The following is a 13,742-nucleotide window of genomic DNA, read 5'->3' on the forward strand; positions in this document are numbered from 1 at the left end:
TGGTTCCTCCTTAATAATAAACTATTTATTTTTTTCTCCAACTATTTGTTCCTGAATATTCTTAGGAACTTCTTCATAGCTATTAAGTTCCATGCTGTATGTTCCTCTACCCTGTGTTCTTGATCTAAGTGCTGTTGCATAACCAAACATTTCTGAAAGTGGTACAAATCCAGTTATTACTTCTGCACCAGCTCTTGGTTCCATTCCTTCAATTCTTCCTCTTCTTGCGTTAACGTCTCCTATAACATCTCCCATGTATTCTTCTGGAACTGTTATTTCAACTTTCATGACTGGCTCAAGAAGTACAGGATCTGCTTTTGCCATAGCATTTTTGAATGCCATAGAACCTGCAATTTTAAATGCCATTTCAGAAGAATCGACATCATGGTATGAACCATCTACTAACTTAACTTTGAAGTTAATAGTAGGATATCCTGCTATAATACCACTTTGAGAAGCTTCCTGAATACCATTGTCAATAGGCTGTATATATTCTTTTGGTACAGCTCCACCAACTACAGCATTTTCAAATTCATAAGCGCCTTCAGTTGGTGACATTTCAATTACGGCATGACCGTACTGTCCACGTCCACCAGACTGTCTGATGAATTTTCCTTCAGCTTTAACAGCTTTTCTAATAGTTTCTTTATAAGCAACCTGCGGATTACCAACATTACATTCAACATTAAATTCTCTTTGAAGTCTATCAACTATTATTTCAAGATGGAGTTCTCCCATACCACCTATAATAGTTTGACTTGTTTCTTGATTAGTATATGTCTTAAATGTTGGATCCTCTTCAGCTAATTTTGCAAGAGCAATTCCCATTTTCTCTTGATCTGCCTTTGTTTTAGGCTCTATAGCAACTTCAATAACTGGATCTGGGAATTCCATACTTTCAAGAACTATTGCATGTTCTTCATCACATAAAGTATCTCCAGTAGTTGTAGATTTCAATCCAACTATAGCACCTAATTCACCTGTTTCAAGTTCCTCAACATCCTGTCTGTGATTTGAGTGCATCTTAACAAGTCTTCCTATTCTTTCTTTCTTTCCTTTTGTAGAATTTAAAACATAACTTCCACTATGCATTACTCCTGAGTAAATTCTAGTAAACGCAAGTCTTCCTACAAATGGATCAGTAGCAATCTTAAATGCTAATGCAGAAAGTGGCTCATTGTCATCTGCTTTTCTCTCATCTTCTTTTCCTTCAAGATCTACTCCCTTAACTGGAGGTATATCTAATGGAGATGGTAAATATTCAACAACTGCATCTAACATTTGTTGAACACCTTTATTCTTATATGAAGAACCACAAGTTACAGGAACAAATTCATTAGCAATAACACCTTTTCTAATTGTTGCATTTATTTCATCAACTGTTATTTCTTCACCTTCAAGATATTTAGCCATAAGGTCTTCATCTAATTCTACTACTGATTCAATCAATTGTGACCTGTATTTTTCTGCTAATTCTTTCATGTCATCAGGAATAGGTTCTTCTTCCATAACTGTTCCTAATTTATCTTCATATATTACAGCTTCGTTTTTAATAAGGTCAATTATACCTGTAAAATTATCTTCTTTACCTATTGGTAATTGTATAGGCACTGCATTAGCATGAAGCCTATCTCTCATCATTTGAACTGATCTAAAGAAGTCAGCTCCCATTATATCCATCTTATTTATATAAGCCATTCTTGGAACATTATACTTTTCCGCTTGCCTCCAAACAGTTTCAGATTGTGGTTCAACACCGCCTTTAGCATCATATACAGCAACTGCTCCATCAAGGACTCTTAGAGATCTTTCAACTTCTACTGTAAAATCTACGTGTCCTGGTGTGTCTATTATATTAATTTCATGATCCTTCCAATAACAAGTAGTGGCAGCTGAAGTTATTGTTATACCTCTTTCCTGTTCTTGAACCATCCAGTCCATTGTAGCAGCACCTTCGTGAACTTCACCTATCTTATGAGTTTTTCCAGTATAAAAAAGTATACGTTCAGTTGTTGTTGTTTTTCCGGCATCGATATGTGCCATTATTCCTATGTTACGAAATTTTGACAAAGGATATTTTCTAGCCAATTTTTTTTCCTCCTCTCATTGTGCTAATTAATCTGATAAAACTGCTTTAGCAAATGCTAAAACAGTTTTATGCAATATACAAATAAAGTTTATTTGTATTAGTATCTGTAATGAGCAAATGCTTTATTAGCTTCTGCCATTTTATGAGTATCTTCTCTCTTCTTAACTGCAGCTCCTGTATTATTTGAAGCATCAAGTAATTCTCCAGCAAGTCTCTGGTACATGTACTTTTCTCCTCTTTTTAAAGCTGCATCTAATAACCATCTAATTCCTAAAGTCTGCCTTCTTTCAGGTCTAACCTCGATAGGTACCTGATAAGTAGCACCACCTATTCTTCTTGCTTTAACCTCTAGTAAAGGCATTACGTTGTTCATAGCTGCCTCAAATACTTCCATAGGTTCTTTATCAGTTTTTTCTTTTAAAACATCAAAAGCGTTGTAGCATATTTTTTGCGCTACTCCTTTTTTTCCATCTAACATTACGTTGTTGATTAATTTTGTAACAACCTTACTGTTATATAATGGATCTGGTAATACATCTCTTTTTGCAATATGTCCTTTTCTTGGCACTTTTCTTCCCTCCTTAACACTCTTATTTAAGTTCATCGGTACTCGACAATTAATGTCGTAAAATGCTTTGCTTCTGCAATTTAAATAGCATATTAAAATATGTACAACAAATTTTAATATAAAAGTAATCTATATATAACGCCGAAGACATAGCACTAACTAAAAACCTTACTTTTGCTTTGGTTTCTTAGCACCGTATTTTGACCTAGCCTGTTTTCTATCAGCAACGCCAGCAGCATCTAATGTACCTCTAACTATGTGATATCTAACACCTGGTAAGTCTTTAACCCTTCCACCTCTTATAAGAACAACACTGTGCTCTTGCAAGTTGTGTCCTACACCTGGAATATATGCAGTAACTTCATATCCATTTGTAAGCTTTACTCTGGCGATTTTTCTTAACGCTGAGTTAGGCTTCTTAGGAGTTGCTGTTTTTACAACTGTACAAACTCCTCTTTTCTGTGGACATTCTTTTAATGCTGGTGCAGTGGATTTAACTATTGATGTCTTTCTGCCCTTTCTTACTAATTGACTTATAGTTGGCATGTTTACACCTCCTCCTTTTAAAGTTATATCTATATATTAATTTAGTGAATAGCATAACAAAACATATAAAGATTATAAACTCTGCAATTTCATAAACTTTATATAAATCAAAATGTAAAACAATATTTTACTTAAGAACAACTGCTGTAGAAGCTTTTACATCTATACTGCACAGCTTTCCTAACTCTTTCATGGTATCTACATACACAATTTGCAGGGAGTGCTCCTTAGATAATTTTTCAACATTTTCGAATAATTCTCTGTCTGCATCTTTTGCAAGGTACACAATCTTTACTGTTCCTTCATTTATAGCCTTAATTGATTGTTTTACACCTACTACCTTTTTACCCGGCAATCTGTTTACCATTGTGCTTACCTCCCCTATATTAATGGTAGAGACAAAGCAACGCTTTGACTCTACAATAAATATAATCACACAAATTGTATTTTATCATTTATACTTTGCTATGTCAATAAAACAAATTTTTAACCTTCTATTTTATTCTCTAAATTTACTTCCTCACTAACCTCTGGTTCTATCTCTATGCTCTTATATCTAGTCATTCCAGTACCAGCTGGGATAAGTTTTCCTATGATTACATTCTCTTTCAAACCAACCAAAGGATCTACTTTTCCTTTTATTGCTGCATCTGTAAGAACTCTTGTTGTTTCTTGGAATGATGCTGCTGATAAGAATGAATCTGTAGCAAGTGCAGCTTTTGTTATACCAAGCAATGCAATTCTACCTTTAGCAGGTTCCATGCCAAGTTCTTCTACTCTGCTATTTTCTTCATTAAAATCGAACATATCTATCATAGTTCCAGGGAGCAATGCTGTGTCTCCTGAATCTTCTACTTTTACTTTTCTAGTCATTTGTCTTACAACAACTTCTAGATGCTTATCGTTTATGTCAACACCTTGTAATCTATACACCTTTTGAACTTCTGAAAGAAGATAATTTTTAACAGCATTTACGCCTTTAATTCTAAGTATATCATGTGGATTTATTGATCCTTCTGTTATTTCATCTCCGGCACTTATAACATCTCCATTAGATACTTTTAAACTTGAACCAAATGGTATATCATAGCTTACTTCTTCTCCTGATTCAGTTGTTACATAAACAATTCTTTTCTTCTTAGTTTCTTCTACTCTTACAGTACCAGAAACTTCACTAACTATCGCAAGACCTTTTGGTTTTCTTGCTTCAAAAAAGTTCCTCAACTCTAGGAAGACCTTGAGTTATATCTGAACCCGCAACTCCACCAGTATGGAATGTTCTCATTGTAAGCTGTGTACCAGGCTCACCTATTGACTGAGCTGCTACAATACCTACAGCTTCTCCAATTCCTATCTTTTGTGCTGTTGCCATATCCATTCCATAACATTTCGCACAAACTCCATACTTACAATTACAAGTAAAGATTGATCTTATTTTAACTTTCTTTAAGCCAGTCTTCTCTACTTTCTCAGCAAGATTAACATCCATATAAGTATCTCTTGGAACTATAACTTCACCATTTGCTGGATTAGTTATATCTTCTGAGGAATATCTACCTGTTAATCTTTCAGCTAAAGATTCTATAACTTCATTGCCTTCTTTAATTTCTGAAACTTCAAATCCTTCTTTTGCTCCACAATCTTCTGTTCTAACAATTACATCTTGGCTTACATCAACAAGTCTTCTTGTAAGGTACCCTGAATCCGCTGTTTTAAGAGCAGTATCGGCATTACCCTTTCTAGCACCATGAGTAGAAATAAAGTACTCTAATACATCAAGACCTTCTCTAAATGAAGATTTTATAGGGAACTCAATAATACTACCCGATGGACTAGCCATAAGTCCTCTCATACCAGCAAGCTGTTTTATCTGGCTCTTAGATCCTCTGGCTCCTGAATCTGCCATCATAAATATAGGATTAAATCTATCGAGATTATCCATAAGAGCGTTAGCAACATCCTCTGTTGTTTTTGTCCATGTAGCTATTACTCTTTCATGTCTTTCATCATCTGATATGAATCCTCTTCTGTACATCTTTGTTATTTTATCAACTGAAGCCTCTGCTTCTTCCATAAGTCTCTTCTTATCCGGTGGAACAGACATATCTGAAGTAGATACTGTAATAGCGCTTATAGTTGAATAATGATATCCTTTTGCTTTTATCTTATCAAGCATAATAGATGTTTTTGTAGGACCATATTTTAGATAACACTTATCTATTATTTTACCTAAATTTTTTTTTTTTTCTTTCCAACAAGAAAATCAATTTCCATAAGAAGTTCGTTACCTGGTATACTTCTATCTACAAATCCCAAATCCTGTGGTATAGAATCATTAAATATTATTTTTCCAACAGTAGTAGTTATGATACCAACTACCTGCTTTCCATTAACCATTCTTGAAAGTTTAACTTTAACTTTTGCGTGAACATCAATTTCACCCAATTGATAAGCCATTATAGCTTCTTCAACACTTGAAAATGCTTTTCCCTCTCCCTTTACTCCATCCTTATCTATAGTTAAATAGTATGAACCAAGTACCATATCCTGAGTAGGTACACAAACTGGCTTACCATCTGATGGCTTTAATATATTATGTGCAGCCAACATTAAGAATCTAGCTTCTGCTTGTGCTTCTACTGATAGAGGAACGTGCACTGCCATCTGGTCACCATCAAAATCCGCATTGTATGCAGTACATGCTAACGGATGAAGTTTTATAGCTCTTCCTTCTACAAGTACAGGTTGAAATGCCTGAATACCTAACCTATGAAGAGTAGGCGCACGGTTTAAAAGCACTGGATGATCTGATATTACTTCTTCAAGAACATCAAACACTTGATCCTGAACTCTTTCTACCATTCTCTTTGCACTTTTAATATTATGTGCTATACCTGATTCTACAAGTTTTTTCATTACAAATGGCTTAAATAATTCTAAAGCCATTTCTTTTGGAAGTCCACATTGATACATCTTAAGATCTGGACCAACAACTATAACCGAACGTCCTGAGTAATCAACACGTTTTCCAAGAAGGTTCTGTCTAAATCTTCCCTGTTTACCTTTTAACATATCTGATAAAGATTTTAAAGGTCTATTTCCAGGTCCAGTTACAGGTCTTCCTCTTCTTCCATTATCTATAAGTGCATCTACTGCTTCCTGAAGCATTCTCTTTTCATTTCTAACTATAATGTCTGGCGCACCTAGATCAAGAAGTTTCTTTAATCTATTATTTCTGTTTATAACTCTTCTATATAAATCATTTAAATCCGAAGTTGCAAATCTTCCTCCATCTAATTGAACCATTGGTCTTAAATCTGGAGGTATTACAGGTATAACATCCATGATCATCCATGCTGGTTTGTTTTTAGATTGTCTAAATGACTCAACAACTTCAAGTCTTCTTATTACTCTTATTTTCTTTTGTCCAGTACTATTTTTCAAGTCACTTTTTAATTCTTGTGACAATTGATCTAGTTCTATTTCTTCAAGAAGCTTTTTTACTGATTCTGCTCCCATTCCAGCTTCAAAACTACTTTCACCATATTTATCCACAGCTTCTCTATATTCTTTTTCATTAAGAAGCTGCTTTTTTAGTAATGGAGTTTCTTTAGGTTCTAATACTACATAAGAAGCAAAATACAATACTTTTTCCAACGCTCTTGGAGACATATCAAGTATAAGTCCCATACGTGATGGTATTCCTTTGAAATACCATATATGAGATACTGGGGCGGCAAGTTCTATATGCCCCATTCTCTCACGTCTTACCTTAGCCTTGGTTACCTCGACACCACATCTATCACAAACTATTCCCTTGTATCTAATTCTTTTATATTTTCCGCAGTGACATTCCCAATCCTTAGTAGGTCCAAATATCCTTTCACAGAAAAGACCATCTCTTTCAGGTTTTAGTGTTCTATAATTAATAGTTTCAGGTTTTTTAACCTCGCCTCTTGACCATTCCCTTATTTTTTCAGGTGAAGCTAAACCTATTTGTAATGCATCAAAATTATTTAATTCCAAGGGTACTCCTCCCTTCACAAATTAATGTTCATCATTAAAATCTTCAAGTTCTAAACCTTTTTGAAGATCATCTAAAGGTAAATCATCATAATCAATATCTAAATTTTCATCGTCCGGTTCAGCTTCATCACCCTCCACGTAATCATCAGTAACAGGAGGTTCTGGTGAATCTTCATTACCTTCTATATTGATATTTAAATCATCTGCATCATCATCAACAGATTCTTTAAGCTTAATTTCCTCATTGTCATTAGTTAGTACCTTAACATCCAAGCATAACGCCTGCAATTCCTTAATGAGAACCTTAAATGATTCAGGGATTCCAGGTTCAGGTATATTTTCGCCTTTAACTATAGCTTCGTAAGTTTTAACTCTACCTACAACATCATCAGATTTTACAGTCAAAATTTCTTGTAGAGTATGTGCTGCTCCATAAGCCTCTAGTGCCCAAACTTCCATTTCTCCAAATCTCTGACCACCAAACTGAGCTTTACCTCCTAGTGGCTGCTGAGTGACTAATGAATATGGTCCTGTAGATCTAGCATGTATCTTATCATCAACCAAATGCGCAAGTTTTAATATATACATATATCCTACAGTAACTCTACTATCAAAAGTTTCTCCTGTTCTACCATCGTATAATACAGTTTTTCCGTCTTCATCATATCCTGCTTTTTTCAAGCATTCTACTATCTCAGGCTCAAGCGCACCATCAAATACTGGTGTTGCAATATGCCATCCTAAATTAGCTGCTGCCCATCCAAGATGAACTTCAAGCACCTGACCTATATTCATACGGGAAGGAACTCCAAGTGGGTTAAGACATATTTGAAGTGGTCTACCATCAGGTAAAAATGGCATATCTTCTTCTGGTAATACTCTGGATATAACACCCTTGTTACCATGTCTTCCAGCCATTTTATCTCCTACAGATATTTTTCTCTTTTGAGCAATATAGCATCTTACAAGTTCATTTACTCCTGGAGGTAATTCGTCGCCGTTTTCTCTAGTAAATATCTTTACGTCAACTATTATTCCGGCTTCTCCGTGTGGAACTCTAAGTGAAGTATCTCTTACTTCTCTTGCTTTTTCTCCAAATATTGCCCTTAAAAGCCTTTCCTCTGCGGTAAGTTCAGTTTCGCCCTTAGGTGTTACCTTTCCAACTAATATGTCACCTGATCTAACCTCAGCACCTATTCTTATTATTCCTCTTTCATCTATATCCTTTAATGCCTCTTCACCTACATTAGGAATATCTCTTGTTATTTCCTCTGGTCCAAGCTTAGTATCTCTTGCTTCTGCTTCATATTCTTCTATGTGGATTGAAGTAAATACATCATCACGAACAAGCTGTTCAGAAATAAGCATAGCATCCTCATAGTTATAACCTTCCCAAGTTATAAAGCCCATTCTTATATTTCTTCCTAATGCTATTTCACCTAAATCTGTTGAAGGTCCATCAGATAACACTGTTCCTACTTCTACTCTTTCGCCCTTATCAACTATAGGTCTTTGGTTTATGCAAGTTCCTGAGTTTGATCTTTTGAATTTCAATAATTTGTAAGTGTCAACTCCGCCATCTTTATCTCTTCTTACTCTAACTTCATTTGCGCTTACATAATCAACAAATCCAGCATTTCTTGCTTTAGGAAGTACTCCCGAGTCTACTGCGGCTTTATATTCTATTCCAGTTCCAACAACAGGCGCTTCAGGTTTTAATAAAGGCACTGCCTGACGCTGCATGTTTGAACCCATAAGTGCACGGCTCGCATCATCATTTTCAAGAAATGGAATCATAGCAGTAGCTACTGATACAATTTGTCTTGCAGAAATATCCATTAAATCAACTTCTGTATATGGAACTATCAAAACATCGTCAGGAATTCTTACAGTTATCCTTTTATCTATGAAATGTCCTTCTTCATCTAAAGGTTCATTTGCCTGTGCTATTAAATATTGATCTTCTTCATCTGCAGTAAAATAACGAATTTCACTGGTTACTCTATTTTCAGTCTTATCAACTATCCTATATGGACTTTCTATAAATCCGTATTCATTTACTTTTGCATAAGCTGCAAGGGAGTTTATAAGTCCTATGTTAGGACCTTCAGGTGTTTCTATAGGACACATTCTTCCATAATGTGAATGGTGAACATCTCTTACTTCAAATCCGGCTCTTTCTCTTGAAAGTCCTCCTGGTCCTAAAGCTGATAACCTTCTTTTGTGAGTAAGTTCAGAAAGCGGATTAGTTTGATCCATGAACTGTGAAAGCTGAGAACTTCCAAAGAACTCTTTTATAGAAGCTGCAACTGGTCTTATATTTATAAGAGCCTGTGGTGTTATAACTTCTTGATCCTGTATAGTCATTCTTTCTTTGACTACTCTTTCCATTCTTGAAAGTCCGATTCTAAATTGGTTCTGTAACAATTCTCCTACTGACCTTAATCTTCTATTACCCAAGTGATCAATATCGTCAACATCTCCAACCTCATAGGCCAAACCTAATTCATAGCTCACAGTGGCATATATATCGTCCTTAACTATATGTTTTGGAATAAGTCTGTGAATGTTTTTCTTTAATTGTTCTTTTATATTTTCTTCGCCTTCATAATTATCTAATATCTCTTTTAGAACTGGATAGTGAACCATTTCCTTGATATTTAAATCACTAATGTCGAATTTTATGTAATTTTTTATGTTGACAAAATTATTTCCTATAACCTTAATAACCTTATCATCGACAACTATATCTACAGAATTTATTCCTAAATTTTGAATTTCAAGAGCTTTTTCTCTTGTTATTCTTTCACCTTTTTGTACTACTATTTCCCCAGTTTCTGAATTGATTACATCTTTTGCTGCTGTCTTATTTATTAATCTAAGACTTATAGCTAATTTCTTATTAAACTTATATCTTCCAACCCTTGACAAATCATATCTCTTAGCGTCAAAAAACAAAGAATCTATAAGTGAAACTGCACTATCAACTGTTGGTGGTTCACCTGGTCTTAATCTTTTATATATCTCTAAAAGCGCTTCTTCACGTGTCTTTGTGTTATCTTTTTCTATCGTAGCTTTTAATCTTTCTTCATCGCCAAAATAGTTTATTATTTCGGCATCAGAACCAAATCCCATTGCTCTAACTAAAATTGTGATAGGCAATTTTCTTGTTTTATCAATTCTAACATAAACAACACTGTTGGAATCTGTTTCGTATTCAAGCCAAGCACCTCTATTAGGAATTACGGTAGATGCATATAGCTTCTTTCCAGTTTTATCAACTGTGTAATTATAATAAACTCCTGGTGATCTTACAAGTTGACTTACAATAACTCTTTCTGCACCATTTATAACGAATGTTCCTTGTTCAGTCATTAATGGGAAATCTCCCATAAATACTTCTTGTTCTTTAACTTCACCAGTTTCTTTATTTAAGAGTCTAACTTTAACTCTTAGTGGTGCTGCATAAGTTGTATCTCTTTCCTTACACTCTTCAATAGAATACTTAATATTCTCCATATCAAGTTTATAGCCAATAAACTCTAAAACAAGATTACCAGCGTAGTCCTGAATTGGATTAATATCATCAAATATTTCCTGAAGACCTTCATTTAAAAACCACTTATAAGAATCTAACTGAACTTCAATAAGATTTGGCATCTTACCAATTTCATTGAGTTTTGAAAAACTCATTCTTGTTCTTTTACCGACTTGGACAGGATGTATCATTAGCCTTCACCCCTTGCATAAACTAAAATAACCAAAAATGACCTTCCTTTAAGCACATTTTTGGATTGTTTACAATAACTATCTTTTTATTATATCCACATTCACACTAATAATTCAGTTGAACTAGAATATTTTATAAAAAACATACAATTCTTCGCATTTAGTTATTTTATCACACAAAATATTAAAAGTCAACATAAATTATAAATTTAATGTATCAATTCTACATGTTGTAATACAATGAAACCATTATGAAACTAAATACATACATAAACCAAAATTTGAATCTTCAAGGGATTTTGGTTCATATATGTATTTTCAGTTGAATTGATTTCATTCTTTACATTTAATTACTCTAAAAAAAGAGCCCTCTTACGAGTGCTCTTTTTAGTTAATCATTTTAACTATTTTAATTCTACTTTTGCACCAGCTTCTTCGAGTTTAGCTTTCATAGCTTCTGCTTCTTCTTTAGCTACTGCTTCTTTAATTGTCTTAGGAGCTCCATCTACTAATTCTTTAGCTTCTTTTAATCCTAATCCAGTTGCTTCTCTAACAGCTTTTATAACTTTTATCTTCTGAGCACCAGTTTCTGCTAATACTACATCAAATTCAGTTTTTTCTTCAGCTGCAGCACCTGCTGCACCTGCTGCGCCTGCTGCTACTGGAGCTGCAGCACTTACTCCAAATTCTTCTTCACAAGCTTTTACTAATTCATTTAATTCTAATACAGTCATACCTTTTATAGCTTCTATAATTTCTTCTTTTACCATTATATATAGCACCTCCGAATTTTTCTCACTCTATTTTATATTTTTATAATTTTATTATGCTTGCTCTTCAGTCTGTTTCTTTTCTTGAACTGCGCTTAACAAGTAAGCAAATTTTGATAATGGAGCCTTGAAGCTTCCAAGAAGTTTTGCAATAAGAACTTCTTTTGGTGGTACTGAAGCGAGTTCCTTTACCTTGTTAGTATCGAATTCTTCCCCATTTACCAATCCTCCAATAAGTTCCAATGCCTTATGATCTTTTGCAAAATCATTTAAGATTCTTGCTGGAGCTGTAACATCGTCATAGCCCATTGCTACTGCTACTGGTCCTTCAAAATATTTAGTTATACTTTCATGACCTAGTTCTTTTGCAGCTCTACTAGCTAAAGTGTTTTTATATACTTTATATTCAACACCGGCTTCTCTTAATTGTTTTCTAAGTGCAGTATCCTCTTCAACATTTAATCCTTGATATTTAACTAATATCAAAGCCTGAGCCTTATCCATTTTTTCTTTTATTTCAGCAATTTTTTCTTCTTTTAATTGTCTGTTTTTATTTGGCACTGTGTATCCACCTCCTCACAGTATTAAACTGCTCTATTAAAAATTTCAAAATACTTTATAATAAAATCAAAGGCCTCTCCGTAAAATTCGAAGAGACCATATATTTACACGCATATATTGGAATCCTCGGCAGGTTGGTTTCCCGTTACGCTTTAAAGCACCTACTATCTACGGAGTATTTACTATTTGACTTTAAAAGTATATAATATTTAAACTAAAAAATCAATATTAATCTAAAACTTTAACTGGATTTATTTTTATTCCAGGTCCCATAGTAGATGAAACTGCTACAGATTTAATATACTGACCTTTAGCTGAAGCTGGTTTAGCTTTTACTATTGCTTCCATTAATACGTGGAAGTTTTCAATTAATTTTTGAGTTCCAAATGAACTTTTTTCCAATCAAAACGTGAATTATAGCAGTTTTATCAACTCTATATTCAACTTTACCAGCTTTAATTTCTGATAATGCTTTTGTAATATCAAATGTAACTGTTCCTGATTTTGGATTTGGCATTAAACCTTTTGGTCCTAATACTCTTCCTAACCTTCCTACTACACCCATCATATCTGGTGTTGCAACAACTACATCAAAATCAAACCAATTTTCATTTTGTATTTTAGCAGCGTACTCTTCTGCTCCTACATAATCTGCTCCTGCATCCTGAGCTTCTTTTGCTTTATCGCCCTTTGCAAAAACTAATACTTTTACTTCTTTACCTGTTCCATGAGGTAATACAATAGCACCTCTTACTTGTTGATCTGCATGTCTTGGATCTACTCCAAGTCTAATTGCAAGTTCAACAGTTTCATCGAATTTAGCTTTAGATGTCTTCATAACTAAATCCATTGCTTCTTCTGGTGTATACAAAGCATTTTTATCAACAAGCTTTGCACTTTCCACATAATTCTTTCCCATTTTTATTCCTCCTTCGTGGTAATAATGGCACAACTATTGTTATACCTCCCACAATTTAAAAACATACTATTTTTCTACTTCTACGCCCATGCTTCTTGCAGTTCCAGCTATCATATTCATTGCAGCTTCTAATGATGCTGCATTTAAATCTGGCATTTTTGTTTCAGCAATTTGCTTAAGTTGGTCTTTAGTTAATTTTCCTACTTTAGTTTTGTTAGGAACACCTGAACCACTATTTATTCCTAATGCTTTTTTAATCAATACAGCTGCTGGAGGAGTCTTTAATATGAAACTAAAAGATCTATCCTGATAAACTGTAATCACAACTGGTATTGTTAATCCTGCCTGATTAGCAGTTTTAGCATTGTATTCTTTACAAAATGCCATGATATTTACACCGTGTTGTCCAAGTGCTGGACCAACTGGTGGAGCTGGAGTTGCCTTTCCTGCAGGCAATTGTAGTTTTATTAAACCTACTACTTTCTTTGCCATAAAACATACACCTCCTAATGTAGTTTAAATAATTGGATAATT

The 13,742-nt window shown here is 34.2% G+C and carries 8 protein-coding genes, 2 pseudogenes and 1 other annotated feature; all 10 genes and pseudogenes read right to left on the reverse strand.

Translation table 11 applies throughout. From position 1 onward, the window contains the following. Nucleotides 1-21: 21 nt before the first annotated feature. A complete protein-coding gene (gene fusA, locus AGR56_RS15135; RefSeq protein ID WP_053242918.1) occupies nucleotides 22-2,088 on the reverse strand; it encodes an elongation factor G in 2,067 nt (688 codons plus the stop codon). Nucleotides 2,089-2,186: 98 nt separating this feature from the next. Beyond that, entirely contained in the window at nucleotides 2,187-2,657 is a 471-nt protein-coding gene (rpsG, locus tag AGR56_RS15140) for a 30S ribosomal protein S7 (protein WP_053242919.1), read from the reverse strand. A 168-nt stretch (nucleotides 2,658-2,825) separates the two neighbouring features. Further along, complete coding sequence (rpsL, locus tag AGR56_RS15145) at nucleotides 2,826-3,203, reverse strand: 30S ribosomal protein S12 (protein WP_053242920.1); 378 nt, start codon at nucleotides 3,201-3,203, stop codon at nucleotides 2,826-2,828. 127 nt (nucleotides 3,204-3,330) lie between these two features. Beyond that, complete coding sequence (locus tag AGR56_RS15150; protein ID WP_053242921.1) at nucleotides 3,331-3,570, reverse strand: ribosomal L7Ae/L30e/S12e/Gadd45 family protein; 240 nt, start codon at nucleotides 3,568-3,570, stop codon at nucleotides 3,331-3,333. Nucleotides 3,571-3,689: 119 nt separating this feature from the next. Beyond that, nucleotides 3,690-7,229 (reverse strand): annotated as a pseudogene (gene rpoC / locus AGR56_RS15155) (DNA-directed RNA polymerase subunit beta'). A gap of 21 nt (nucleotides 7,230-7,250) precedes the next feature. After that, entirely contained in the window at nucleotides 7,251-10,958 is a 3,708-nt protein-coding gene (gene rpoB, locus AGR56_RS15160) for a DNA-directed RNA polymerase subunit beta (protein WP_053242922.1), read from the reverse strand. A gap of 404 nt (nucleotides 10,959-11,362) precedes the next feature. Continuing rightward, nucleotides 11,363-11,728: a 50S ribosomal protein L7/L12 gene (rplL, locus tag AGR56_RS15165; protein ID WP_053242923.1), complete on the reverse strand. Its 366-nt coding sequence runs from the start codon at nucleotides 11,726-11,728 to the stop codon at nucleotides 11,363-11,365. 54 nt (nucleotides 11,729-11,782) lie between these two features. Further along, a complete protein-coding gene (gene rplJ / locus AGR56_RS15170; protein WP_084757065.1) occupies nucleotides 11,783-12,289 on the reverse strand; it encodes a 50S ribosomal protein L10 in 507 nt (168 codons plus the stop codon). A 56-nt stretch (nucleotides 12,290-12,345) separates the two neighbouring features. Next, nucleotides 12,346-12,481, reverse strand: a sequence feature (ribosomal protein L10 leader region). 36 nt (nucleotides 12,482-12,517) lie between these two features. Continuing rightward, nucleotides 12,518-13,208: pseudogene (gene rplA / locus AGR56_RS15175) on the reverse strand (50S ribosomal protein L1). Between the two features lie 66 nt (nucleotides 13,209-13,274). Continuing rightward, nucleotides 13,275-13,700, reverse strand: coding sequence for a 50S ribosomal protein L11 (gene rplK / locus AGR56_RS15180; RefSeq protein WP_053242925.1), 426 nt, complete (start codon nucleotides 13,698-13,700; stop codon nucleotides 13,275-13,277). Nucleotides 13,701-13,742 lie beyond the last annotated feature (42 nt).

Source organism: Clostridium sp. DMHC 10 (assembly GCF_001270375.1).
Lineage (GTDB): Bacteria > Bacillota > Clostridia > Clostridiales > Clostridiaceae > Clostridium_S > Clostridium_S guangxiense.

Bases quoted from the DNA above. Each gene is read 5' to 3' on its own strand.
- rpsL (WP_053242920.1), bottom strand. From the start codon at position 3,203: ATGCCAACTATAAGTCAATTAGTAAGAAAGGGCAGAAAGACATCAATA.
- AGR56_RS15150 (WP_053242921.1), bottom strand. From the start codon at position 3,570: ATGGTAAACAGATTGCCGGGTAAAAAGGTAGTAGGTGTAAAACAATCA.
- rpoB (WP_053242922.1), bottom strand. From the start codon at position 10,958: ATGATACATCCTGTCCAAGTCGGTAAAAGAACAAGAATGAGTTTTTCA.
- rplL (WP_053242923.1), bottom strand. From the start codon at position 11,728: ATGGTAAAAGAAGAAATTATAGAAGCTATAAAAGGTATGACTGTATTA.
- rplK (WP_053242925.1), bottom strand. From the start codon at position 13,700: ATGGCAAAGAAAGTAGTAGGTTTAATAAAACTACAATTGCCTGCAGGA.